23 protein-coding genes and 1 other annotated feature are annotated in these 24,242 nt (G+C 45.2%); of the genes, 6 read left to right on the forward strand and 17 right to left on the reverse strand.

The annotated features are described in order from the left end of the window. Positions 1-59 precede the first annotated feature (59 nt). The 3 genes from liaF to N179_RS12125 are packed head-to-tail and all read left to right on the forward strand — an operon-like array spanning position 60 to position 2,427. Complete coding sequence (liaF, locus tag N179_RS12115) at positions 60-779, forward strand: cell wall-active antibiotics response protein LiaF (RefSeq protein ID WP_029340864.1); 720 nt, start codon at positions 60-62, stop codon at positions 777-779. Beyond that, entirely contained in the window at positions 776-1,801 is a 1,026-nt protein-coding gene (locus tag N179_RS12120) for a sensor histidine kinase (RefSeq protein WP_035398797.1), read from the forward strand. The genes liaF and N179_RS12120 overlap by 4 nt, the downstream gene beginning before the upstream one ends. Continuing rightward, on the forward strand, positions 1,798-2,427 hold the full coding sequence (locus N179_RS12125; RefSeq protein ID WP_023467256.1) for a response regulator: 630 nt from the start codon (positions 1,798-1,800) through the stop codon (positions 2,425-2,427). Before N179_RS12120 ends, N179_RS12125 begins: the two co-directional genes overlap by 4 nt. 297 nt (positions 2,428-2,724) lie before the next feature. Here N179_RS12125 and N179_RS12130 read toward each other — a convergent pair whose 3' ends face one another. The 11 genes from N179_RS12130 to N179_RS12175 all read right to left on the reverse strand — a co-directional run bounded on the left by N179_RS12130 (position 2,725) and on the right by N179_RS12175 (position 13,625). Beyond that, a complete protein-coding gene (locus N179_RS12130) occupies positions 2,725-4,416 on the reverse strand; it encodes a b(o/a)3-type cytochrome-c oxidase subunit 1 (protein ID WP_075642946.1) in 1,692 nt (563 codons plus the stop codon). A gap of 1 nt (position 4,417) precedes the next feature. Continuing rightward, positions 4,418-4,888, reverse strand: a complete 471-nt coding sequence (locus N179_RS12135) for a cytochrome c oxidase subunit II (protein ID WP_075642947.1) — start codon at positions 4,886-4,888, stop codon at positions 4,418-4,420. Between the two features lie 12 nt (positions 4,889-4,900). Continuing rightward, positions 4,901-5,014 (reverse strand): hypothetical protein, encoded by a 114-nt coding sequence (locus N179_RS16890; RefSeq protein WP_023467253.1) that lies wholly within the window; start codon positions 5,012-5,014, stop codon positions 4,901-4,903. Between the two features lie 221 nt (positions 5,015-5,235). Beyond that, a complete protein-coding gene (locus N179_RS12140; RefSeq protein ID WP_023467252.1) occupies positions 5,236-5,949 on the reverse strand; it encodes a Crp/Fnr family transcriptional regulator in 714 nt (237 codons plus the stop codon). Positions 5,950-6,107: 158 nt separating this feature from the next. Beyond that, complete coding sequence (locus N179_RS12145) at positions 6,108-7,301, reverse strand: CDP-glycerol glycerophosphotransferase family protein (protein WP_338083377.1); 1,194 nt, start codon at positions 7,299-7,301, stop codon at positions 6,108-6,110. A 3-nt stretch (positions 7,302-7,304) separates the two neighbouring features. Beyond that, positions 7,305-7,694: a glycerol-3-phosphate cytidylyltransferase gene (gene tagD, locus N179_RS12150; protein WP_023467250.1), complete on the reverse strand. Its 390-nt coding sequence runs from the start codon at positions 7,692-7,694 to the stop codon at positions 7,305-7,307. Positions 7,695-7,711: 17 nt separating this feature from the next. Beyond that, entirely contained in the window at positions 7,712-8,905 is a 1,194-nt protein-coding gene (locus N179_RS12155; RefSeq protein ID WP_023467248.1) for a CDP-glycerol glycerophosphotransferase family protein, read from the reverse strand. A gap of 40 nt (positions 8,906-8,945) precedes the next feature. Then, positions 8,946-10,328 carry an aldehyde dehydrogenase gene (locus tag N179_RS12160; protein ID WP_075642949.1) on the reverse strand — a complete coding sequence of 461 codons (1,383 nt, stop codon included), beginning with the start codon at positions 10,326-10,328 and terminating at the stop codon, positions 8,946-8,948. Between the two features lie 100 nt (positions 10,329-10,428). Further along, positions 10,429-11,136 (reverse strand): purine-nucleoside phosphorylase, encoded by a 708-nt coding sequence (gene deoD, locus N179_RS12165; RefSeq protein ID WP_023467244.1) that lies wholly within the window; start codon positions 11,134-11,136, stop codon positions 10,429-10,431. Between the two features lie 24 nt (positions 11,137-11,160). Further along, positions 11,161-11,865, reverse strand: a complete 705-nt coding sequence (locus N179_RS12170; RefSeq protein WP_035398805.1) for a response regulator transcription factor — start codon at positions 11,863-11,865, stop codon at positions 11,161-11,163. Next, positions 11,862-13,625 (reverse strand): sensor histidine kinase, encoded by a 1,764-nt coding sequence (locus N179_RS12175; protein WP_023467241.1) that lies wholly within the window; start codon positions 13,623-13,625, stop codon positions 11,862-11,864. Before N179_RS12175 ends, N179_RS12170 begins: the two co-directional genes overlap by 4 nt. A gap of 197 nt (positions 13,626-13,822) precedes the next feature. Here N179_RS12175 and N179_RS12180 point away from each other — a divergent pair, with 197 nt between their 5' ends. After that, positions 13,823-15,112, forward strand: a complete 1,290-nt coding sequence (locus N179_RS12180) for an NCS2 family permease (protein ID WP_023467239.1) — start codon at positions 13,823-13,825, stop codon at positions 15,110-15,112. A 58-nt stretch (positions 15,113-15,170) separates the two neighbouring features. Here the strand turns inward: N179_RS12180 and N179_RS12185 are convergent, their stop codons facing one another. Next, the gene (locus N179_RS12185; protein ID WP_075642950.1) at positions 15,171-16,451 is read right to left on the reverse strand and encodes an ABC transporter substrate-binding protein; all 1,281 of its coding nucleotides are present in this window, start codon (positions 16,449-16,451) and stop codon (positions 15,171-15,173) included. Positions 16,452-16,639: 188 nt separating this feature from the next. Between N179_RS12185 and N179_RS12190 the strand changes: the two genes are divergently transcribed. Beyond that, a complete protein-coding gene (locus N179_RS12190; RefSeq protein WP_023467237.1) occupies positions 16,640-18,100 on the forward strand; it encodes a potassium/proton antiporter in 1,461 nt (486 codons plus the stop codon). Between the two features lie 64 nt (positions 18,101-18,164). Here the strand turns inward: N179_RS12190 and N179_RS12195 are convergent, their stop codons facing one another. The 5 genes from N179_RS12195 to N179_RS12215 form a co-directional block, all read right to left on the reverse strand. Beyond that, positions 18,165-18,788 carry a DedA family protein gene (locus N179_RS12195; protein WP_075642951.1) on the reverse strand — a complete coding sequence of 208 codons (624 nt, stop codon included), beginning with the start codon at positions 18,786-18,788 and terminating at the stop codon, positions 18,165-18,167. 16 nt (positions 18,789-18,804) lie between these two features. Further along, a complete protein-coding gene (locus tag N179_RS12200) occupies positions 18,805-19,026 on the reverse strand; it encodes a hypothetical protein (RefSeq protein ID WP_023467235.1) in 222 nt (73 codons plus the stop codon). Between the two features lie 166 nt (positions 19,027-19,192). After that, complete coding sequence (gene asnA / locus N179_RS12205) at positions 19,193-20,167, reverse strand: aspartate--ammonia ligase (RefSeq protein ID WP_035398809.1); 975 nt, start codon at positions 20,165-20,167, stop codon at positions 19,193-19,195. A 66-nt stretch (positions 20,168-20,233) separates the two neighbouring features. Then, positions 20,234-20,481, reverse strand: a binding site (T-box leader). Between the two features lie 143 nt (positions 20,482-20,624). Then, positions 20,625-21,512 (reverse strand): carbohydrate ABC transporter permease, encoded by an 888-nt coding sequence (locus tag N179_RS12210; protein ID WP_023467233.1) that lies wholly within the window; start codon positions 21,510-21,512, stop codon positions 20,625-20,627. After that, entirely contained in the window at positions 21,509-22,396 is an 888-nt protein-coding gene (locus tag N179_RS12215) for a carbohydrate ABC transporter permease (protein ID WP_023467232.1), read from the reverse strand. The genes N179_RS12210 and N179_RS12215 overlap by 4 nt, the downstream gene beginning before the upstream one ends. Positions 22,397-22,562: 166 nt before the next feature. Here N179_RS12215 and N179_RS12220 point away from each other — a divergent pair, with 166 nt between their 5' ends. Further along, positions 22,563-24,242, forward strand: a complete 1,680-nt coding sequence (locus N179_RS12220; RefSeq protein ID WP_075642952.1) for a formate--tetrahydrofolate ligase — start codon at positions 22,563-22,565, stop codon at positions 24,240-24,242.

Below are 24,242 nucleotides of genomic sequence, written 5' to 3' on the forward strand. Positions count from 1 at the left end.
GCAGTCAATGATGAAGGAGGCGTATGCCTCCCTTTGTCATGTTAGAAAGGAGATTGATCGTGCGACGATTAAGTACGAAACAACTGGTCGGTTACGTATCGATCCTGTTCGCCCTCGGTCTGTTCTATGACCTATTGTCCGGTGCAGGAAATGTATTGTTTGGTGTCTTATTTCCGTTCCTGCTGTATTATGTCGGGATTCATTTCCGGCGACGCAATCATGAAAAATTAGCAATCCTCTTCTACATCGTCGGTACGATCATTCTTGCTGGCGTCGTCCTTAGTTCGGCTGCCATCGGTTTTGTCATTGCTGGTATCTTGCTCTATCTTGGGATCATTCTCGTGACACGACATTCTGTCCGCGAATTTTTATTTTCACGGATTGCTCCGCATCAATATGAAGAGGAAGGGATCAAGATTCAACCCGCTTATTCCTTCTCGACTCAAGCCGATGCACCGTACGTCTTACAGGATTTGAGCGAACAGTTCATCGTCAAGGATTTAGAAATCGATTTGACGCACGCCTATGTTCCAGAAGGCGAGACCTTGATCGTCGTCAGTGGTGTCGTCGGGGACGTCCGAATTCTTTTACCGTCCGGCTACGACTATACACTCGACACGTCAATCGGCTTCGGAAGCGTCAAGACAGATATCCGCCGGATTCCGACCTTCTTTAATCGACGCATTCAATTCCGGGCACCGGAATACGGCGAAGCGACGCGGAAGGTTCGCATTCATGTCATGCTCGGTATTGGCAACGTGGAGGTGTCTTCGATATGAAGCGTGATCAATTCCCGCTTGGTGTCATTGCACTCCAAGTCATGACGGGCTTTTTGACTGCCGTCATGACGACGTTGTTATTCTTAAGTACACGACAAGTCGATTGGCATGTCCTATTCGTCCGTCAACAAGATTTCCCTGTCCTTCTACTCGTCATCGGACTCTCGTTATTACTACCGCTTGCCATCGGTAGCATGCATTACTTTTTCTTGCGACGTGACTTCAAACGTGTCACGACTGCCATCATTGAACTGGAACAAGGAAAAGATGTGACGATCGTTCCGGGTCCCTACTTTCATACGTTGACGCGCTTGTCGCGGATTGGAAAACGTATCGACGAACAAGTCGAGACCGTCCAAAAAATCAGTACACGTCCGCAACACGTTGAACAAGTAAGAGTTCAAGCCGTCACGGAGGAACGAAAGCGACTCGCACGTGATTTACACGACTCCGTTTCGCAACAGCTCTATGCCATCTCCATGATGACGACAGCAGCTAAACAGACGATTCTGTCTCAACCTGAAGCTGCAGCCAAACAGATCGAGATGGTCGAGACGATGGCGCAAACGGCGCAGTCTGAAATGCGCTCCCTCTTACTTCAGCTTCGCCCTGTCGAACTAGAAGGGATGACGTTACAACAAGGACTTTCGCAACTGCTCGAAGAATTATCTAGAAAGCAGTCCACACAGTTGAGTTGGAAGTTAGAAGAGATGACACTTCCACGACAAATCGAAAACGAGTTGTTCCGGATCGTCCAAGAAGGATTGACGAATGCATTACGTCATGCGAAAGCGTCTCATATGGATATCGAGCTCCGACAATTCAACGAAACGATCATTCTGAGCATGAATGATGATGGTGTTGGATTCGTCGTTGATGAAAAAAAACTTGCCTCTTATGGCATTAATTCGATGCGGGAACGAACGGCTGAGATGGGCGGAACGATTCGTCTCGTCAGTGTTCCAGGACAAGGAACCCAAATCGAAGTCAAACTTAGAAAAGATCGGATGGTGCAAGTATGATACGCGTATTATTAGTAGATGATCACGAGATGGTCCGGGCCGGTGTGTCTGCTTTCCTTTCCACACAACCAGACATCGAGGTCGTCGCCGAAGCGTCGGATGGTCAAGCAGGAGCCTTGCTTGCGCTTGAACACCGACCGGATGTCATCTTGATGGATTTAGTGATGGAGCCAGTCGATGGCGTCGAAGGAACGCGACTGATTCGCAAAGACTGGCCGGAAGCAAAAATTCTCGTCGTGACGAGTTTTCTTGATGATGAGAAAGTTTATCCTGTCATTGAAGCCGGTGCGATGAGTTATGTCTTAAAAACGGCTAGCGCCTTTGACATCGCAGAAGCGATTCGCAAGACGGCAAACGGTCAATCTGTCATGGCAGCACAAGTGACCGGTAAAATGATGGAACGTCTTCGTCGTCCTACGACACACTTGCATGACGATTTGACGGAACGTGAGCAGGAAGTTCTTCAATTGATGGCTCGTGGTATGGCGAACCAAGAAATCGCAGACGAATTATTCATTTCCTTAAAAACCGTTAAGACACACGTCTCGAACATCTTATCGAAACTCGATGTCGTAGACCGTACACAAGCTGTCGTCTATGCCTTCAAGCATAATCTCGTCAAATAAGATTTAGCCCTTCATTACTTATTCCTTAAGCTCACGCAAATAAGGGGCTGACTCAAAAGTCAGTCTCTACAAAGATAAGGGAGGCAGATTGATGATCTGCCTCCCTTATCTCGTAATAAAAAGAATGACGCGTCACACGCAACTCCTACAGGAAAAGCGCATTTATGCGTTGTCAGAGACAAACAAGCCCCCCTTTCTTGCTTAAATGAAGTAGGAAAGGGGGGCTTTGTCTCGCCTGAGGAAATGGTGTGTAATGACGCGTCATTCTTTTTTTGAGTCAGTCCCCTCTTCACTGTCTTACCAGAGTCTCCATCCGGGAGCTCCTGGAGGGGCATTTTCAATCATATGCCAAATCGGTACCGTGTACGCAAACGCAATCAAAGCGAACGTCACGAAAATCCATAGCTTCCAATTTTCAAAGAAGAGTGGCGTTGCCATCGCCTCTTCTTCCGTTTCAGCAATCGGAAATTCTTCCGTTCCTTTTGGCGCTCGGAAGGCCAGTTGGAACATCGCATAGAGGAATAGCAGAATCGAGATGAATAAAATCGTTCCGCCGATCGCCATTGCGACATGATATGGAATCCAGTCAGCGACGATTGAATCCTTGAAGTAGGTGGCTGGTCCCGTCCGTCGTGGATTACCGAGTAATCCTGAGATGTGCATCGCAGTCGACATGAAGAGCATTCCGATCGTCCAGGCAGCCGTTTGAATAAGTCCAAGACGATTCATTGCCGCTGTTAACGTCCGACCACGTAAGAGCGGGACAAGCCAGTAGGCTGTTCCGAAGAACGTTAGTGCGACAGCAGCACCGACCGTGATATGAAAGTGTCCCGTAACCCATAATGTGTTATGAACGATGATGTTCAGCTGATGCGATGCATTAATGACACCACCTGCACCTGCTGGAATGAAGAACAACATCCCGATGAACGGTGCAAGGAACCGGACATCCCGATATGGCATTTTCTTCACCCAACCAAATATGCCAGTTGCTCCCTTACGGCGACCTGCTAGCTCAAATGTCGCAAACATCGAGAAGGCAGTCATCAATGATGGAATGATGACGAGGAATGTCAAGACGACTTGGACATACTTCCAAAATGCAGAAATCCCTGGCTCTAACAATTGATGGTGAAAACCTACAGGGAATGAAAAGAGTAGGAATAACAAGAACGACATGCGTGCTAACGCGTCAGAAAAAATCTTCCCACCAACGATTTTCGGAATGACCGTATACCAGACGATGTAGGCAGGTAACAACCAGAAATAGACGAGCGGATGACCAAAGTACCAAAATAGCGTCCGAGATAGCTCGATCCCGACCTTATCCGTCCAACCAAGAGATAAAGGAAGAAGTTGAAAGAGAATCGTTGCCGCTACGCCGAGTGTCGCAACCACCCATAACAAGGCAGTCATAATGCTCATGTAGGCTTGAAGCGGTGGATGAACACCAGGGTGTTCCCGCTTATAATCAGCATACATTCGGAACATGGCACCAGACGCGATCCACGTTCCGACGACGAAGATGACGAGTCCGATATAAAAAACAGGATGTGCCTTGAGTGGTGCATAGAACGTATAGAGGACGGAAGCTTCACCTGCAAGCACCATCCACGTGACGAGGACGACACCAAGAATCATGAACCAGAACCCGACCCATCCGAGACGTCGCGGAAACTCTTCGAAGCGTCCGAACGATTGACCTAAAAATGAGAACAATAATCCGAAAATGAATAACGTCGTAAAGACGATTGCAAGCATCAATCCGTGAGCAGTCAGAAGCTCATAGTATCCGATTCCAGCGATTTCTGGAATGGCACCTGTCCGTACCATCGTTTGTAGTAATCCACATAGACCACCGATCAATAAGGCGACAAGTGAAAAACTAACATGTGCAAAGGCCATTTTCGCTTCCTTGACTCCGATGACGGTAGCGGGTAGACCACGCTCCATCTCGAACTGTCTTAGTTTATTTGATATAGCATTCATCTTATTCCACCACCTTGATTTTCGTTGCCATCATATGATGGGCATTACCACAATATTCATTACAGACGACGAGATATTCGCCTGCTTCCTTGAACGTATACTCAATCGAATTAATATGTCCGGGAACGACCATCATATTGACGTTCGTCTTAACGATTTCAAATCCATGAACGACGTCCTTCGATGTCACGAGAAAATCGACTGTCGCCCCTTTAGGTATGACCATATCTTTTGGTGTAAACTGAAAAGCTTGTGAAACGATGACCGCTTCATATCGGTTGTCATCAATTTTCTTTAGTCCTGGCTTATCAAACGGTTTCGTCTGATCGACTTTCGTCGGATCAATCAATGTCGCATCGGATGGCGGTTGATTTCCGGATGCAAAAGCGGATATACCGATGATCGTCAAGAAGATCGCGAGCATCGCTACTCCGAAGATCAGCCAGATTTTTTCTAAAAGATGAATGTGCATCGTGATTCCTCCTTAACGTGATATGAACAATAGAAAGATTGAACTCCACATCCCGATGATGACACCTGCTACGATCAGGACGGCAACGAATGTTCCTTTTAGGTTCGATTCTGTCTTTTGACTCATCGTGATTACTCCTTTCCTACTCTGAACTTGTCTTTATTGTAAGAATTCAGCAAGTCTGGAAACTGTGATAAATATCACTTTAAATATGAAAATTCCGCACTTTTCATTTCGAAAACACACAGAAAGTTCACATCTAAACGAGCGTAGAAAAAACTTTTATACACAAAAATAACGCGAGACAGGAAAGTCCTGTTTCGCGTCGGGATGATTCGTACATCTTATTAAATTCGACAAACACCTGCTGGACACCCTTCACAATGACACAGATCCCGTAGATATTGCGGATCGTGAATGGTGATTTCTTTTGCTGTCATCGAAACGACCCCTTCTTTTTTCCACTGAGAAAACATACGATTAACGGTCTCACGTGGTGCACCAATCAATTGACCAAACTCACCGTCGGATGGTCGCTTCGCAAGACGATACGTTTCTCCCACTTGTTCCCCTTCCATCGCAATCAAGCGAAGTAACGTCGAAGCTAATGCCCCTGGTTTTCCAAACAGTAGTAAGTCACGTAATTTCGTTTCCGTTTGCTTCCGCATTAATGCTTGCCATCGCATGATCTCAAGCGCAAAGGCACCGTCTTTTTTCATAAGCTCTTCTAATTGATTTTTCGATAAGAATCCGATGATGCTATCTTCCATCGTTTCAATACTGTAGGAACTCGGAAAAGCTTCTCCTACATCAAATTCGCCAAACAAATCTCCTTTGAAATATAAAAACATGAGTAATGGACTGCCTTTTTTCGTCAACTTCGATAGTTTGACGCCTCCTTGTTTCACATAAAACAATTTATCGTTCATTTCCCCTTCCCAACAGACAATGGAATCCTTTTTGAACGTCGTTTCTGTCATGAAGCTCTCAAGCAACGTTCGCGTTTCGGGTGATAAGACGAACGTATTGGCTTCAGTCGTTCCACAAGTTAGCATATCCATTTCTCCTCTCCTCTTCTTCTACTTTTAGTATAGAACATCACAGTCGAAAAGAATGGATTTTCAAAAGATTGTCAAACTTTGTTCAATGTTTCACATTTATTTTCGGAAATTTATCTGACGACCGCTTTCTAAAACTAAAGCAATCGTCAGATTGAGTATCATATATCTCCGTAATAATGATCAACGATGCGTTCCACTGCTTGACCAGGAGGATGATCATACCAACTCGTTTGAAATTCCTGCATGTACTGACGGCACTCTTCTAGTATCGTCTCAGACATGATCCAATCCATCAATTGTTCCATTCGCTCCGTCTGTCGCACAGGCAATGGTTTCGGATACTGATCGACGAGACCTGGTAGTTGTCGATATGTATCGATATCCGGTGTATACAGGAACGCCGGAATGTTGAGGAGACAGCTTTCAAATGGAATGGAGGAATAATCAGTTACGAGCACATCTGTGATCAGCAAGTAATCATTGATTGAATACGTATCGTCCACAAGATGGATATGGCTAGAACGATAGGTCGAAAGCGCTCGAATCGTCGGATGCAATTTAACGAGAATCGTCCACCCCGCTTGAGCAAGTTTTTCAAACTGTTGAATCGTATGATCTTCTGTTTCTTTGTATTCCCGGTATGTCGGTGCATACAATAAGATCCGACGATCAGTCTTTGCGTATTGTTTTCTTAATTCCACTGTTTTCTGTTTTCGTTGCTCCTCATCAAACCAATAGTCCGTTCGTGGCATGCCGAACGCTTTAAAGTGGGATCGTTCTAAATCGTGCGGCATCATGAATTGTTCAGCACACCGCATTCCTGGAACAATAAAATCTCCGTATTCTTGATAGACACGTCGAAATCGTTTCTGTGTCGACGTGGACATCGAACGAGTTTTCGATGAGGTCAGCCCAAACTGTTTTAACGTTCCAGCGGCATGCCACAATTGAATCCGCCTTGTATTTTTTCGAGTAGAGGAAACGCTGAATTCTCCAATATAATTATCTAAAAAAACATGACGAGAAGTAGCTAAATGATAAGAAATCGTAATTAATCGCATTGGATGATAAGCAATTTTGCGACTGACATTCCAACAATCTGTCGCCCGCATATAGCGTTCGTCGAAGATAAGAACTTGCTTTTGTTGGTTGTTTCGTTGATTTAAGCGAAGATGTATTGGCATAGCATTTTCACCATAGCTCATCCAAAATAACGTCTTTTCTTGAATAGGTAAAAAACAAAATAGTTGATAGACTATTCGAAAGATAAATAAATAGATCGAAATCATCATTGAACGCATATTTAGTGACTCCCTTAAAAAAGAGACCTCACTCCCGCGAGGTCTCTTCATCCATTAATTCGAGCCTAGCTCATTCTTAATTTGGCTAGTTGAAATTCCTTCAGTGCGCTCCAAGTAAACGACTTCACAATGGTCTTTTAAGAAGTCGAATTCACCTTTCCAGTCATCACCCATAACGAATACATCAACATTATGTTTTTGAACGTCTTCTACTTTTTGTTCCCAGTTGTTCTCTGGAATGACTTCATCCACATAACGAATTGCTTCTAAGATTAATTTACGATTCTCATAGTTATGGTACGCTTGTTTATGCTTAAGACGATTGAATTCATCTGTCGAAATTGCCACGATGAGGTAATCTCCCATTTCTTTAGCGCGACGTAAAATATTGATATGTCCCCAATGTAACAAATCAAATGTACCGTACGTAATGACCTTCTTCATCTAAAAACACTCCCCGTTTATTTAATATTCTCTAAGATATCCAGCGCAGCTCTTTGTGCTGCGTGACCGTCATCCCATTCGCAATAATGACGACGAAATGCTTCACTTTTCAAATCGAATCGTCGCTCCCACGACTCGATCTGTCTGATCTCTTCAAAAAGAATTTGCTCTTCTTGAATCAACGGACCCGGTGCTTCTTCCTCAAAAGAAAAATAGAATCCTCTTAGATGATCACGATAATGTTTGAGATCATAGGTGTAGAATAGCATCGGACGTTTTAAGTGCGCATAATCGAACATCACTGAGGAATAATCCGTTATCAAGATATCTGCCGCTAAGTATAGCTCAGAAATTTCCGGATATCTAGAGGCATTCTTAATCGCTGAGACAGCACTCAAATCCAATTGATCGCCAACAAGATAATGGAGTCGTACAAGCATTGTATACTCATCTCCAAATTCTTCCTCAAATCGTTCAATGGAGAAAGGTAACGTAAATGAGTAGTTTCCTTGCTCAACGTAATCATCATCTCTCCATGTTGGAGCATATAAAATAATCTTTTTATCGGTTTCTATTTGATAATGTGCCTTTACCCGCTCAATAATACTTTCATGTTTTTCATTTTGGTACAGCACATCGTTTCTAGGATATCCGATTTCTAACATTTTTCCTTCGTATCCAAACGCTCTTTTGAAAATTTCACTCGAGTATGCGTTCGGAGAGAGAAGGACATCCCATTTTGCTGATTCTTTTACAAAATCTTTTTTATATTGATCAGTTGATGTGTTCGCCATTCGGACATCCACCATATCAAGTGCTAATTTTTTGAGTGGCGTTCCGTGCCATGTTTGATAATATAGAGTACCTTTTCGTTTTACTAGCCATGAAGGAAGGCGACTATTGGACACCCAAACGCGAGAAGTAGCTAATAAAAAAATCCATTTGATCGTCATCCGATTCACAGATGTCACCTGTTCATCCGTCATAGAAACACCGCGTTGTTTGCTGATGATCAATTCTAAGTCAACGTTCATCTTTTTCAACTCATCGTAGATGGCTTTAGGACTATCATTGTACTGTTTGCCCAAAAAGCTTTCAAACATGACACGATTTTTCCGTACCGGAAATAAGGTGAAGATTCGCATCATGACCCGAAGACTTCGCTCCACCATACCTGTTTTTTTCATGAGTCGAATTAATTTCTTCTTCACAATCAAAATCCCTCTCATACCACGTATTCAATACAGCTCATCATAACAAAAAGCGCATCCATTTGGAATTGCTATTTGTTCGCATGTAGCGGAAAGGTAAATCGAACGTCGTCGTGTTTTTGACGATTCCTTTACGATGGCTGAACGTCTCGAAACTATACTTGCCATGATATCCACCCATGCCACTCGCCCCGACTCCACCAAATGGTAAGTGATGTTGTGCGACGTGCATCAATGTGTCATTGACACATCCACCACCGAATGAAATCCGTTCAAGGATACGATGTTCGACGGCTTTGTTCTCTGTGAACAGATAAAGTGCAAGCGGTTTGTCACGATTATTGACGAACGCGATGACCTCTTCGATTTCACGGTAGGTCAACACCGGCAGGATCGGTCCGAAGATTTCGTCTTGCATCACTGGAGCATCCACCGCTACATTCGTCATGACGGTCGGCGCTATCTTACGCGTTTCCGGATCGACTTGTCCACCGAATTCGATCGTCCCTTGCGACAAGTAACTGCTGAGGCGATTCAGATGATCGTCCGATACGATTTTGACGTAGGATGAGACGCCGACGCCATTCCCGTACTGTTTGAAGGCTTCTTCTTCAATCAACTGCAAGAAACGTTCTTTAACGTCCTCATGAATCAATACGTAATCCGGGGCGATACATGTCTGTCCGGCATTCAGCCATTTTCCCCATGCGATCCGCTTCGCTGCTAGACGAAGATCCGCATCCTTGTGAACGATTGTCGGTGATTTACCACCCAGTTCAAGTGTGACCGGTGTCAAATGCTTCGCTGCAGCTTGATGCACGATTTTTCCGACGCGTGTGGAACCCGTAAAGAAGATATAATCAAAGCGTTCGTTTAATAAAGCGCTACTGACTTCAGCATCTCCTTCTATGACGATTCCGAATCGTTCATGGAATGCCGTTTCAAAAACTTCTCGTAATACACGAGAGACGTTCGGTGTCAGCTCGGATGGTTTAAGGACGACCGTATTCCCCGCTGCAATCGCACCAATGACCGGAGCAAGTGCCAGCTGGAAAGGATAGTTCCATGGCGCGATGACAAGAACGTTGCCATAGGGTTCATACTGGATTTCACTTTTTGAGCCGATATGCAGAAGCGGTGTTGCGACACGCTTCGGGCGTGCCAGTCGACGGAGTTGTCGCTCCATCCGTTGAATCTCCCCATAAACGAAACCGATTTCCGTCGTAAAAGCATCATGCTGTCCTTTATTGAGATCTTGTTTTAATGCCTCATAGATCTCCGCTTCATGCGTTTCAATCGCTTGGCGTAAGAATGTCAGCATGCTTAAGCGAAAAGCTAGACTACGTGTTGCACCTGTTTGGAAAAAGTGACGCTGTGTCTCAAGGCGCTCTGAAAGCACTGTCTCTGTCATCGTTGTCTCCATCCGAGAATCTCCCCTTTAACTGATCTATAACACTGCCTTTATCTTACCATATCTCTTTTCGACTATGAAAAAAGACGGAGAGGCTTCTCCGTCTTACTTCTTATAATTGAATCGCTGTTTCAAGCGCGACTTTCATCATATCGTTGAATGTCGTTTGGCGCTCTTCCGATGTCGTTTCTTCACCTGTCAACAGATGATCTGAAATCGTCAGGATCGTCAGTGCGTTTACTTTATGTTTTGCTGCAAGTGTGTAAAGACCTGCCGCTTCCATCTCGATTGCGAGACATCCGAAATCCGCCCATTTTTTGAAATGATGGAAATCATCTTGATAGAACTGATCCGTCGTGAAGATTTGACCGACTTTTGCATCGATACCTTGTTCTTTAGCTGCTGTATATGCTTTATGCAGCAGATCAAAAGAAGCTGTCGGTGCGTAGTCTAGTCCATTAAAACGGACACGGTTCTGTGCCATGTCATGCGAAGCACTCATCGCGATGACGACGTCACGAACTTTAACGTCTGGCGTGATCCCACCGGCAGTACCGACACGGATCAAGTTCTTCGCACCGTATGACTGAACGAGTTCGTTCGCATAGATCGACATCGATGGTACACCCATACCTGTTCCTTGAACCGAAACTTTTTTCCCTTTATAAGTACCTGTGAAGCCATACATGCCTCGAACCTCGTTATAAAGAACAACATCCTCTAAAAACGTCTCAGCGATGTATTTAGCACGTAACGGATCTCCTGGAAGTAAGACCGTTTCGGCGATTTGTCCTTCAGCTGCATTAATGTGTACACTCATGTACGATTCCTCCTCGATAGTCGTTTAAATCGACAACAATTCACGAAACTCATTCGGTGTCATACCGAATTGTTTTTTGAACACTTTCCGAAAATACTTATCGTCCTGATATCCGACTTCAAGTGCGATTTCGTAGATGCGCGCTTCCGTTTCACTCAATAATTCCTTCGCCCGATTCAAGCGAATCGTTTGGATGTAATCAGATAAGTTAACGGAAAAACGCTGTTTGAAGCGTCGTGATATATACTCTCGGCTCAAGTAAAACCGTTCGCTCATGAATTGCAGTGTCAATTCTTCCGCATAATGCGTTTCGATGTATTTGGCGATTTGATCAATCGCTTCCCCTGATTCCACTACCGGATGGATACATTCCATCGCGCGGGACAAGGCATCATTGAGTACATCTGGATCAACCGGCTTCAATAAATAATCAAAGGATTGATGCAAAATGGCACGTCGCATATACGTATAATCATCATACCCTGTCAGCACGATCGTGACGACCTTTGGATGATGATTTTTTGTCCATTCTAGTAATGTTAATCCGTCGAGTCCAGGCATTTCGACATCTGTCAGCATTAAATCGATCATTCCAGTATCCAGTAATCGTTTCGCTTCTTCCCCATGTTCCGCCTCGTAAATATGTGAGACCTGCCAACTGTCCCATTCCCCGAGCAATTTGACCGCTTCCCGTACATGTCGTTCATCGTCTACGATCAACACGTTCATGCCAAGTCCCCCTTCTCATATGGAATCCGAATCACGATTTTGAATCCGCCCTCTACAGCTGAAGAAGAGAGCGTCATATTTGCTTGTTCCCCGTAAAAAATCAAGAGCCGTTCATAAATATTATGGAGACCAATGCCGCTCGTCTCGAGATCCTCTGGGCTACGATGCATGCGCATTTTACGATCAATCTCTTCAAGTCGTCCTGTTTCGAGGACGGCACCGCTATTCTCGATTTGAATAATGAGGCGTCCGCCATCCGTCCGGACTTTGTAAGCAAGATAGTTCTCCGTCGCTGCTAATTGCTGTCGAAAGCCGTGTTTGAAGTAATTTTCAGCGAACGGTTGCAAGATCATCTTCGGCACTTCAATGTCATTGAGATGCCACGGGACGTCAACGATATAACGGAAGCGTTCCGGAAAACGTTGCTGTTGCAAACGAATATACGCTTGAAGATGATCGACTTCTTGTTTTAACGTCACGATCGTCTGCTCATTATTCATCGAGTAGCGCATCATTTGTGATAATCCGGTGATGGAGCGGTACGCGATCTTCCGGTCTCCTTGTAACGTCGTCGTTCCGATCGATTGTAAGGCATTGAATAAGAAGTGCGGATTGAGCTGAGATTGTAATGCCCGTAGCTCATTCGTCCGGTTTTCGAGTGCCAGTCGATACTCCCGTTTGATTAAACGATCAATCCGTTGAATCATGCGTTGGAACTGACGGTTGAGTAATCCAATCTCGTCATTCGTCGTCGCAACGAATGGTGCTGATAAATCCCCTTGTTCGACTCGCCAGACGTTTGCTGTCAACTGTTTGATTGGCTTCGTGATCTGCATGGCAACGAGACTTGCGGCAATGATCATAACGAACAGTGAGACGAGACCAATCAAAACAAGAATCAATGCCGTTTCATTCGCCCCTTGGATGACTGACGCATACGGAATCCGTTTGACGAGTATGAGTGGAACGCCATTCGTCATCGTCTTTGAGTAGACGATGAACGATTTTCCGACACGTAAACTCCCACTCTGCCCAGTGAATCGATCGACCGGTAGTTCCATCTCTGCCCCAGTCTGTGCCAACACACGCTGTTCTGTCATCAACCATAACGACTCTTCCGGATCATTCTCGAACAGTTTTAACTGTTGTTCAAATACACGGACGGGAATATCCACCGAAAGGAAGCCGAGTGGCTCATCTGTTTCGACACGATCGATGCGATAACGAAAACTAACGACTTGTTTTTCATCAAGAATCATCGTGTGCACATTATATGGTTCAATCGTGTGCGCTTCGTCAATCAACCAGCCGTTTTTTTGTTTCATCAATCGAAAATAATCCGTTTCTTGCATCCAATCAAACTTTCCTCGACTCGTTGTTTTCATGTTATAGACCGAATACTCCGAATAACCATTTAAAATGACGAAATGTAACTGCTCGATATCCTGACGTGATAAAAACAGACCTAACATCGCCCGCGAAACGACTCCATCGGATTCGTCTAGTTCCTGATCTGCCCCGACGCGCATGATGTTCATCAACGAACGATTCGCGTACAGACTCGTCGATAGACGGCGGATATCCTCTATATAATGGGTCACCTGTGTATTTCCCCGCGTCAATACGTTCAGGCTAGAACGTTCTGCCTGTTCAATGTTTTGGTGCCGCACATACAGATAGGAAATCGATGTCGCGAGGGCAGTCGGAATCAAGATCGCCAGGACGACGAGACGAATCAAACGCGTCCGGATACTTTTCATGAAAGGCGCCCCCATCCTTTTTCTTGTAATCAATCGTATCATAACCTTGAATCCGCTTACATCATTTCCTGATATTCTCTTTCATGATTCCTACAAAAAATTCTTTTTTGTTTCGACTTGATTCCGAATGAATTTTACTATAATATCATCAATGTTCGTTTTTTAATCAATTTGTTATGAAGGTGGTCCTTTTACCCATGTTTAAACTTGCCGCACATCAAACAACCGTAAAACGTGAAATCCAAGCTGGATTCGTGACGTTCATTACGATGGCCTATATTCTGCTCGTCAACCCAACGATTTTAGCAGATGCCGGTATCCCCCAAGCCCAAGCTTTTTCTGCGACGATCATCGCGACATTGATCGGTACGCTTCTGATGGGGCTTTATGCGAATCTACCAATCGCAGTCGCACCTGGAATGGGACTCAATGCGTATTTTACTTATACACTTGTCGTTGGTGAGAAGATTCCATATCAGACAGCACTCTCGGTTGTCTTCGTCGCTGGTGTCATTTTCTTATTGTTATCACTCTCACCGATTCGTACGAAGCTGATTGAAATCATTCCGATGACATTAAAGCTTGCGATCACAGGTGGAATCGGTCTCTTCATTGCTTCACTCGGTCTCAAGATGTCAGGAATTTTAGTCGCTAGTGAAGATACACTCGTCACGATTGGCGCATTGACGTCACCAGAAGCATTGATCACACTCATCGGATTATTAGTTGCAGCGATCTTGACAATCAAACGTGTACCAGGTGCTATTTTATATGCCATGATCCTCTCTGGATTGATTGCATTCCTGACAGGTGAATTGAAGTTTTCCGATTCCTTCGTTGCGTTACCGACGTTACCAGAAGGATTGATCATCACGAATCCGTTCAACGCCATTCAAGACGTGTTCCAATACGGTCTGTTCAGCGGTGTCCTCTCCTTCGTTCTCGTGACGATGTTTGATACGACAGGTACGATGGTCGCTGTCGGAGAACAGGCTGGATTGATTGAAAAAGATGGATCATTGAAAAACAGCGAACGTGCCCTATTATCTGATTCGACTGCGATGGTCGCTGGTTCATTATTCGGAACAAGTCCTACAACGGCTTACGTAGAATCTGCAGCGGGTGTCGCTGCTGGTGGACGGACTGGACTCACATCCGTGACGGTCGGGATTCTATTCGCATTATCTGCCGTCTTTGGACCGTTCGTTCAATCGATTTCGAGCGTCCCTGCGATTACTGCGCCCGCATTGATCTTAGTCGGTGCCTTCATGATTCAAAACATCAAGCAGATTCCATGGGATGACTTCAGCGAAGCTTTCACGGCTTTCCTCGTCATCTTGATCATGCCATTATCCGGTAGCATCGCAACCGGTATCGCATTCGGTTTCATCGTCTATCCGATCATGAAAGCTATCCAAAAAGAGCGTGTCCACCCACTCATCTATGTGTTCGCGCTTCTCTTCTTCATCCAATTATTCTTCTTATAATAAAAAACATGCCTGTTCCGTCAGTTAGTCGGAACAGGCATGTTTTTTAAATCACTTCTTATTTCTTCATTTTATCCCATGTTTTTGTGAAGTCCTGCAGCATCTCATCAGCTGTTTTTTGCTTACCAACGTATGCTTGCATGATCGCTCCGAACTCGTTTACAGCACCATCCGGATACTTGAACCAGTTCCATGAGATGGTTTTTCCATCTTTCGAGTACGCTTGAATATCATCTGCAAGCGGTCCTAAATCCTTCGCTTCGATTGATTTGAAGGCAGGGATGAATTTAAATTTATTGACCATGTAGTCTTTTCCTGTGTCAGACGTCGCCATCCACTCGAGGAATTTCTTCGCTTCTGCTTTGTTCTTCGAGTTCTTATTGACGACCCAGTTGTTTGGTACGCCGACAGGCAGACGATCCATTTTTTCTTTATCATCATTGATCGGCATCGGGATGAAGCCCATGTTGATGTCCGGATTGACATCCGTGATCAATTGTTGTGCCCAGTTCCCTTGTTGGATCATCGCTGTCTTACCTTCAGCAAACTGAGAGACTTGTGTATTATAGTCTGTCGTTAACGGATTTTTATTTCCATACTCAATCGTCAAATCAAATAGATTCATGAATTCCTTGAACTGTTTATTGTCCTCGAACTTCGCTTTTCCAGAGTTGAGATCTGAAATGAACTGATCTGGATCATCCTGTTGTGCGACCGGAATGTTTAAAAGGTGATTTCCAAGAACCCACCACTCCCCGTATCCGATCGAGAACGGTGTCACTCCATCTGCCTTCAGCTTCTTAGAAGCTTCCGTCAATTCCGTTAATGTTTTTGGAAGTTCCGTGATACCGGCTTTTTTGAAGATATCTTTATTGTAGATAAAGCCATATCCCTCAAGGTTCATTGGCATACCATACAATTTACCATCAATCGTCATTGGCTCTTTTGATAGATCCGTTAAATCACCGACCCACTTTTCATCTGACAAATCTTCTAACTTATCCTGCCATGTTTTTGCTTCCGTAAAGCCACCATTGTTAAAGACATCTGGTTCATTACCTGAAGCGAACTGTGATTTCAGAGCCGCGCCATAGTCCGATCCACCACCGACTGTTTGCACGACGACTTTCGTCCCAGTTTCTTTTTCATACGCTTTTGCCATCTTTTCCATGTCTTTTGCGATTTCAGCCTTGAATTGGAATACGTTGAGCGTCTTACCGTCTTTTGAACCACTATCTTTCGAGTCATCGCTATTCAATGTACCGCCACCACATGCTGCCAAAGCGACGACCATCGCCGTCGTGACGACAGGTAATGCTGCCCATCTTCTTTTACGCATTCGGATTCCCTCCCTGATTTCGTTTCATTTCGTGCTACATCTTCACAATAAATGAAAACGCTTGCAATGAAGAGAGAGAAAGTTGTCCGGTGTGGTGGAAAATATTGAACAATCGTTATCCGAGTCTTTTCATCGGAATTGTTGTATCATGAAACTAGAGATTCTTTTATGAATAGGAGTTTGATGCCATGTCCTTGCAACTCACGATTTTATTGATTGGTATATTGCTGTTTGCCGCCGTCTGGACGACGAAGCTATCAAGTCGTCTGAATATTCCTGCTCTACTGATTTTTATCGCCCTTGGTATGATTGCTGGAAGCGACATTACGGGGTTCATTCGTTTTGACGATGCAGAACTGGCTCAGCTTCTTGGAACTGTCGCCCTCATCATCATCTTATTCGAGGGTGGTCTGCAAACGGTTTGGAAGGAAGTGCGTCATGAATTAGCCCCTTCCCTCTCGCTTGCGACGTTCGGGGTCTTCATCGCTACATCCATCGTTGCCGTTGCTTCCCATTATATTCTGGGCTTTAGTTGGGCGAATGCTTTTTTACTCGGGGCAATCGTTGGTTCGACGGATGCCGCTGCCATCTTTTCTGTCTTGAGTGGTCAGCCGATTCGACGGAAAGTCGGATCAACACTTGAAGTCGAGTCCGGTACGAATGACCCGATGGCCGTCTTTTTGACTGTCTTGTTCCTTGAGTTCGTGACGAACCCTGAAGAAGCATCGCTCTTATCGGGACTTGGATCACTCGTTTGGGAAATGGCGATGGGACTTCTAATTGGTTTGTTCATCGGATGGGCAGCTTCGACATTGATCAATCGGATCGATTTGTCCTCTTCTAGCTTTTATCCGATCATGCTCATGTCGTTTGCTTTCCTGTCTTTCGGTTTAGCTGATACGTTCCATGCAAGTGGATTTTTAGCCGTTTATGTCACAGCGATCTACATCAGTAATCATGAACTCGTCTATCGACAGACACTCGTTCGTTTTACGATGAGTATGGCGCATCTTGCTCAAATCGGAATGTTCATCGTGCTCGGTCTGCTTGTCTTTCCGAAACAATTGCTCGATGTCCAGGTCATCCTATCTTCCATTGCGCTGGCGCTGATCTTAATTTTCATCGCTCGTCCTTTGTCAGTCTGGGTGAGTCTTCTTCCGTTTCGTTATTCGTGGCAAGAGAAGGTCTTCATTTCCTTTGCTGGCCTAAAAGGAGCGGTACCAATCATTCTCGCGACATACCCTCTCGTTGCGGATATCGAGAATGCATCGATGATCTTCAATATCGTGTTTTTCACAGTCTTACTATCTACGCTAATTCAAGGGAGTATGTTGACGTTTCTTTCCGAGCGATTACGACTGAACGAAACACAGACTTCTGCTATTCATACGGTCATTGAATTCATGTCGATTGGTAAACCGAACGCCGAAATTATTGAGTTAACGTTACCAATGTCCCATCCATTCATTGGAACGACGATCTCAGAGATTGATTTGCCACAAGAATTTTTGATCACTGCCATCATTCGTGATGATCAAATCATCACACCGCGTGGCGACACTGCCCTTGAAGGCAATGATCAACTGTTATTGCTGACACCAAAACATCGCATCAAAACACTGAAACGATTTTTGTTCCCACCCGCTTGAGCTTCATATAAAAAGGGAGTAGATGCTTGCCATCTACTCCCTTTTTATATGTTCACTTATTCTATTATTTCGTCTTTGTGTCTTGCGTCTGTTCCTTCTGTTTTGCTTTAGAGCGACGATAAAGGATATACCCTCCAAGAATCACGACGATTCCACCTAAGATCCACCACAACTCTTGCTCTAATCCCTTTAGCATCGATTCCGCGCGTTCTACTCCAAACCGTTCACCAACCCAAATGTAGAAGAAGGAAACTGGGAAAAGTCCAATACTTGAAGCGAGTAGATAACGTTTGAATGATAAGCCGAACAAACCACATGGAATCGAAACGACCGAGCGCACGACTGGGAAGAAGCGTCCGAACAAAGCAGACCATGTGCCGTATTTCACGACGATGCGCTCCCCTTGCTCAATTTCTTTTTCTTTAATCAGTAACCATTTGCCGTACCGGATAAGTATCGGACGACCAGCATAACGACCTAAAAGATAAAAGACCGTCGCGCCCATTAGACTTCCTAAAAAACCGACAAGAACAGCAACTGTCCAACTGACTGTTCCGTTCGATACATATAGACCAAGTAATGGTAAGCCGACTTCTGCTGGGATCAATTCCGTACCAAGACCAACGATCATAATTCCTAAAAACAGCCAGAGATTGGATTCTCCGGCTGAGAACAACCATTCCAACATACAAGTAACCCTCCGTTCATCCTCTCGCTGGACGGAGGAGATAATAGATGATGACGACTAGTGTCGTCCAGACGCCTGTGAAGATTCCGATGATCCCGACAATGAAGAAACCGAGTGCAACGATTGAGCCTGTCCGTTTATAATCCCGCCACATCGTTCGTAAGCCCTTAATGTTAAACCAAAGAAACGCAATGAACAAAATAGGGATGAGTATCCCAACAATTAATAGAGAAGACATGCTTTCACCTCTTTCTTATTTATTGTTATCCCCATTCTATCAGGAATCGACACGTCTTTCCTCCGCCTGAGGTCGTACGAACCTAAAAAAGGGCACGCTTCCGAATCGGAGCATGCCCTTTGCTTTATAAAACATCCTGTTTTGACGCTTTCTTACTATATATATGTCAGAGCAAGTGGATGCCTTCCGCTTGAAGACTTTTACGCGTCTCTTCTGACCAGACAGAAGCTTGGACTTCACCGATATGACGCTTCTTCAATAAGAACATCGCCATACGAGATTGACCGATTCCTCCACCCATCGTTAACGGTAGACGCTCTTCGAGTACACCTTGATGGAATGGGAATGCCAATTTATCTTCTTCTTGAGCAATCGCTGTCTGTTTCAACAACGCTTCACGATCAACGCGAATACCCATTGAAGACAATTCGAATGCTCCGATTTCTGGGTGGTGTACTAAAATGTCACCGTTGAGCGTCCAGTCATCGTAGTCAGCCGCTCGACCATCATGCTTCTCACCTGAAGCCAGTGCGCCACCGATTTGCATGAGGAAAACAGCACCATATGCTTTCGTGACTTCTGTTTCACGTTCTTTCGTCGAAAGTGTCGGATACGCATCCTCTAACTCTTGTGTTGTCATGAAATGAATCGTTTCCGGTAAGATTGCTGAAATACCATACTCCGCTTCTACTTCTTGTTCGACTTGGCGAATCGTTGCATAAATCGCTTGTACCGTTTCTTGTAAATAAGCACTCGTCCGTTGTTCTTTCGTGATGATCCGTTCCCAGTCCCACTGATCGACGTGAATGGAGTGTGTCGCATCCAGCATCTCATCGCGACGAATCGCATGCATCAACGTGTATAATCCTTCTCCCGCTTCAAATCCGTACGTATGAAGCGCTTGACGCTTCCACTTTGCAAGAGATTGTACGATTTCAAGATCTGCTGTGTGATCCAAAGCATCGAAACGAATGATTCGCTCTACGCCGTTGAGATGATCGTTGACACCGAGTGTACTTTCTACGAACAATGGTGCTTCGACACGTGTCAATCCGAGTGTTGTCGAAAAGCGTTCTTCAAAGCGTTTCTTTACGAGTGTGATCGCTTCCTGTGTGTGTTTCATCGATACGAGTGTTGTCATGGTGGTGTTCCTCCTCAATTGTGTTTTGAAAAAGAAGCCATAAAAAAGAGCCCTTCTTTCCCAAGAATATGGGACGAAAGACTCGGTTCCGCGGTACCACCCATGTTAGCAACGATGTTGCTCACTCAAAAGACGAATCACTTCATCTTCGGCCTTATGATAACGGACAGGCAACTCCGGCTACGCCTACTGACATTCGGGTTCGGGTAGCGACTCCGGGAGGTTCTTCGCATCTTGCTTCCGACTGGGCTCTCACCATCCCCAGCTCGCTATACGGTCGTACAAGGTGTTACTCTTCCCTTCAACGTCGTTGTTACAATTGAATTGAGAACATCGTACAACAGGTCGCAAGCATTTGAAAAGACTTTTTTTCAAAAAAATAAAAGTTGTCAGATTAATCTGACGTGTGAATCATGAAAAAAGCGTTCTCGCAGAAGCGAGAACGCGCTTACAAAAATTATTTGATCGATCCACTCGTAATTCCTTGAATGATCTGTTTCTGCAAGGCAAAGAAGAACAACAATAACGGAATGATCCCGAGGACGAGTCCGGCAAGTGCTAAGTCCCACTGCTTCGTATATTGACCGAAGAAATAGAACGTCGCGAGTGGAATCGTCCGTAAATCGACGTCTCGTAACATCAGCGATGGCAGTAGGAAATCGTTCCAAATCCACAGCGTGTTCAAGATGATGATCGTGACCGTGATGGGCTTGAGTAATGGGAACACGATGCGCCAGAACACACCCCATTGTGAACAACCATCAATGATGGCCGCCTCCTCGATTTCTTCAGGAATCGACTTCATGAATCCATGGTATAAGAAGATTGATAATCCAGATCCAAAACCAAGATACATCAGAATCAATCCCCAATAACTGTTCTGCAATCCGAGATCACCAGACAATTTCGATAAGGGAATCATGATCGACTGGAATGGAATGATCATCGCCGCAACGAATAAGAAAAAGATGATCGTCGACAAGCGTGTTTTCGTCCGGACGAGTTTCCAGGCCGCCATCGAACAAAAGATGATGATGACCGCGTTAGCGCCGACTGTAATGATGACGGAGTTTAAAAAAACTTTTCCGAAGTTCATCGCTTCCCATGCTTCTGAATAGTTGGACGTCATCCATTCCTTTGGTAGACCCGTTGTGTTCGTAAAGATATCGCCCTGCGTCTTGAAAGAATTCGAGACAACGTAATAAAACGGGATCATGTACAGTAGCCCCATCAATAAGGCTGCCAGTTCGACTGTTCCAAGACGGAGTGAATAACGACCTCTCGTCTTTTTAGAGCGCTTCGGTTTCTCCTCTTGCGGAGTGGGTAATGGTTGTGCCGTACTCATGCTTCCACCTCCCGTTTTTTCGTCAGATAGACTTGAGTGACTGTAATCGCTGCAACAACAACGAAGAAGATGATTGCCTTCGCTGATCCGAGTCCAAGATTATTATTCGTAAACGATTCTTTGTAAATGTTTAGAGCAAGCATCTCGGTCGATTTGAATGGTCCGCCGTTCGTTAGGGATAAGTTCGTATCGAATAACTTGAAAGACCATGAAATCGTCAAGAAGAGACAGATTGTGACCGACGGCATGATCAGTGGCAACGTAATGTTCCGTAACGTCGATAGACGATTGGCACCATCGATTTTTGCCGCTTCAATCAGCTCTTGTGGCACGTTTTGCAGAGCCGCGATATAGATGACCATGATGTAACCGCCACCTTGCCAAATCGAAACAATGACGATACCCCAGAATCCTGTCCGGGCATCTCCTAACCATGGAAGTTCAAATATACTCCACCCTGTCAATTCACCGATCGATGCGAAGCCTTTGACATAGATGAACTGCCAAACGAAACCGAGGATCAACCCACCGATCAAGTTCGGCATGAAGAAAATCGTTCGTAAGAAATTACGTGTGCGAATATTTTGTGTCAATAAGAACGCCAAGATGAAACCGACGACATTCGTTAAGATGACGGCAACGACCGTATATTTCGTCGTCAACCAAAATGACTGCTGGAACTGCTCGTCACTCGTAAAGAGACGGACATAGTTATCAAAGCCGATCCAATTCAATTCTCCGGTTACACCGTTCCAATCCGTGAACGAATACATAACGCCATTGAAAAACGGTACAAGCACGATCACTGCGAATACAAGAAAGACCGGTCCGACGAAGAGCCAAAAATCAAGACCGCGTTTCCACTTCTTTTGTCCAGATGTCATTGTTTCATCCCTCCTCCACTCTACAGTACGTCTTTCTCTAACACTTGAACACGTCACCATTTGACCCATTGGGTGGAAAATATTGAACGTTTTCCTTTGGCGCGTTCGCACTAGATACGCTACTATTAGAAAAAAGAGAGATCCAATCAAAGAGGGAGTCGATACCATGGAAAAGACCATTCGTTCAGACTTAGAAATCGCACAACAGACCGTCTTACGCCCGATTCGAGAAATTGCGGACCGGATTGGTTTGCAAGAAGAGGATTTTGATACGTACGGAAAGTATAAAGCGAAGTTGACAGATGGACTGTTGAACCGATTGGCAACGAAATCTGACGGGAAATTGATCCTTGTCACAGCTATCAATCCGACAGCTGCCGGTGAAGGAAAATCAACCGTCACTGTCGGACTCGGACAGGCGTTGCATCGGGCAAACCATAAGACGATGATTTGTTTACGGGAACCCTCACTCGGTCCGACGATGGGCTTAAAAGGTGGCGCGTGTGGTGGTGGCTATAGCCAAGTTCTACCGATGGAAGAGATCAATCTGCATTTCACAGGCGATATGCATGCGATCACATCTGCTCATAATACAATCAGTGCCTTGCTCGACAATCACCTGCATCAAGGTAACATCCTTGGTATCGATCCGCGTCGTATCGTCTGGAAACGCGTTCTTGATTTGAATGACCGTGCCTTGCGCCAAGTTACGATTGGTCTTGGTGGTCCTGCGCATGGTGTGCCGCGTCAAGATGGATTCGACATCACGGTCGCTTCCGAAATCATGGCGGTCCTCTGTCTAGCAGACTCCATTTCGGATCTTGAACAGCGGTTGAGTCGCATCGTCGTCGCCTATACGTACGATCAACAGCCGGTTACAGTCAAAGATATTCAGGCATCAGGAGCTGCGACGTTACTCCTGAAAGATGCGTTCCGCCCGAACCTCGTTCAAACCGTCGAAGGAACACCAGCACTGATTCATGGTGGACCGTTCGCGAACATCGCACATGGCTGTAACTCTTTGATTGCAACGCAAACTGCACTGAAGCTAAGTGATTACGTTGTCACAGAAGCAGGATTCGGAGCCGATTTAGGTGCCGAAAAATTCTTCAACATCAAATCACGGATCGGCGGACTTCACCCGGATGCCGTCGTTATCGTCGCTACGATTCGTGCCTTGAAGATGCACGGAGGTGTCGACAAAACGCAACTCAGCGAAGAAAATCTCGCCGCCTTAACAGATGGTCTTGCGTTACTTGAAAAACACGTCGAGACGATGAATCTGTTCGGTGTCCCTGCCGTTGTTGCCTTGAACCGTTTCTTCACCGACACGGAAGCAGAACGGAATATGATCTTGGAATGGTGTCAGGATCGTAATATTCGTGTCGCGGAAAGTGAAGTCTTCAGTAAAGGGGGAGCTGGCGGCGAAGCACTCGTCACGGAAGTCATGCAAGCTCTTGAGGAACCGAGCCAATTCCGCCCTCTGTATCCTGACGTCTTACCGCTTCGTCAAAAGATCGAGCGTATCGCAAAGCGTGTCTACGGCGCAGCTGACGTTCATTTTGAAGACAAAGCGCTCCGCGAACTCGAACGGTGTACGGAGATGGGATTGAATGAGTTACCGATTTGTATGGCAAAAACACCCTTTTCTTTAACGGATGATCCTGCTCGTTATGGTCGTGTCGAAGACTTCACGATCACGGTCCGCGAAATCCGTCCATCGGTTGGTGCAGGGTTCATCGTTGCATTGACTGGGAATGTATTAACGATGCCAGGATTACCGGCAGTTCCTGCCGCCTTCCACATGGGCGTATCGGAAGACGGACAGGTATTTGGACTTTCTTAA

Origin of the sequence: Exiguobacterium indicum HHS 31, from assembly GCF_001939065.1 — a bacterium.
Classification (GTDB): Bacteria; Bacillota; Bacilli; order Exiguobacteriales; family Exiguobacteriaceae; genus Exiguobacterium_A; species Exiguobacterium_A indicum.

What these genes read in the sequence shown, in the direction of transcription:
- N179_RS12120 (WP_035398797.1), top strand. Translation starts at nt 776, where the DNA reads ATGAAGCGTGATCAATTCCCGCTTGGTGTCATTGCACTCCAAGTCATG.
- N179_RS12125 (WP_023467256.1), top strand. Translation starts at nt 1,798, where the DNA reads ATGATACGCGTATTATTAGTAGATGATCACGAGATGGTCCGGGCCGGT.
- N179_RS12130 (WP_075642946.1), bottom strand. Translation starts at nt 4,416, where the DNA reads ATGAATGCTATATCAAATAAACTAAGACAGTTCGAGATGGAGCGTGGT.
- N179_RS12135 (WP_075642947.1), bottom strand. Translation starts at nt 4,888, where the DNA reads ATGCACATTCATCTTTTAGAAAAAATCTGGCTGATCTTCGGAGTAGCG.
- N179_RS16890 (WP_023467253.1), bottom strand. Translation starts at nt 5,014, where the DNA reads ATGAGTCAAAAGACAGAATCGAACCTAAAAGGAACATTCGTTGCCGTC.
- N179_RS12140 (WP_023467252.1), bottom strand. Translation starts at nt 5,949, where the DNA reads ATGGATATGCTAACTTGTGGAACGACTGAAGCCAATACGTTCGTCTTA.
- N179_RS12145 (WP_338083377.1), bottom strand. Translation starts at nt 7,301, where the DNA reads ATGAAGAGACCTCGCGGGAGTGAGGTCTCTTTTTTAAGGGAGTCACTA.
- tagD (WP_023467250.1), bottom strand. Translation starts at nt 7,694, where the DNA reads ATGAAGAAGGTCATTACGTACGGTACATTTGATTTGTTACATTGGGGA.
- N179_RS12160 (WP_075642949.1), bottom strand. Translation starts at nt 10,328, where the DNA reads ATGGAGACAACGATGACAGAGACAGTGCTTTCAGAGCGCCTTGAGACA.
- deoD (WP_023467244.1), bottom strand. Translation starts at nt 11,136, where the DNA reads ATGAGTGTACACATTAATGCAGCTGAAGGACAAATCGCCGAAACGGTC.
- N179_RS12170 (WP_035398805.1), bottom strand. Translation starts at nt 11,865, where the DNA reads ATGAACGTGTTGATCGTAGACGATGAACGACATGTACGGGAAGCGGTC.
- N179_RS12175 (WP_023467241.1), bottom strand. Translation starts at nt 13,625, where the DNA reads ATGAAAAGTATCCGGACGCGTTTGATTCGTCTCGTCGTCCTGGCGATC.
- N179_RS12180 (WP_023467239.1), top strand. Translation starts at nt 13,823, where the DNA reads ATGTTTAAACTTGCCGCACATCAAACAACCGTAAAACGTGAAATCCAA.
- N179_RS12185 (WP_075642950.1), bottom strand. Translation starts at nt 16,451, where the DNA reads ATGCGTAAAAGAAGATGGGCAGCATTACCTGTCGTCACGACGGCGATG.
- N179_RS12190 (WP_023467237.1), top strand. Translation starts at nt 16,640, where the DNA reads ATGTCCTTGCAACTCACGATTTTATTGATTGGTATATTGCTGTTTGCC.
- N179_RS12195 (WP_075642951.1), bottom strand. Translation starts at nt 18,788, where the DNA reads ATGTTGGAATGGTTGTTCTCAGCCGGAGAATCCAATCTCTGGCTGTTT.
- N179_RS12200 (WP_023467235.1), bottom strand. Translation starts at nt 19,026, where the DNA reads ATGTCTTCTCTATTAATTGTTGGGATACTCATCCCTATTTTGTTCATT.
- asnA (WP_035398809.1), bottom strand. Translation starts at nt 20,167, where the DNA reads ATGACAACACTCGTATCGATGAAACACACACAGGAAGCGATCACACTC.
- N179_RS12210 (WP_023467233.1), bottom strand. Translation starts at nt 21,512, where the DNA reads ATGAGTACGGCACAACCATTACCCACTCCGCAAGAGGAGAAACCGAAG.
- N179_RS12215 (WP_023467232.1), bottom strand. Translation starts at nt 22,396, where the DNA reads ATGACATCTGGACAAAAGAAGTGGAAACGCGGTCTTGATTTTTGGCTC.
- N179_RS12220 (WP_075642952.1), top strand. Translation starts at nt 22,563, where the DNA reads ATGGAAAAGACCATTCGTTCAGACTTAGAAATCGCACAACAGACCGTC.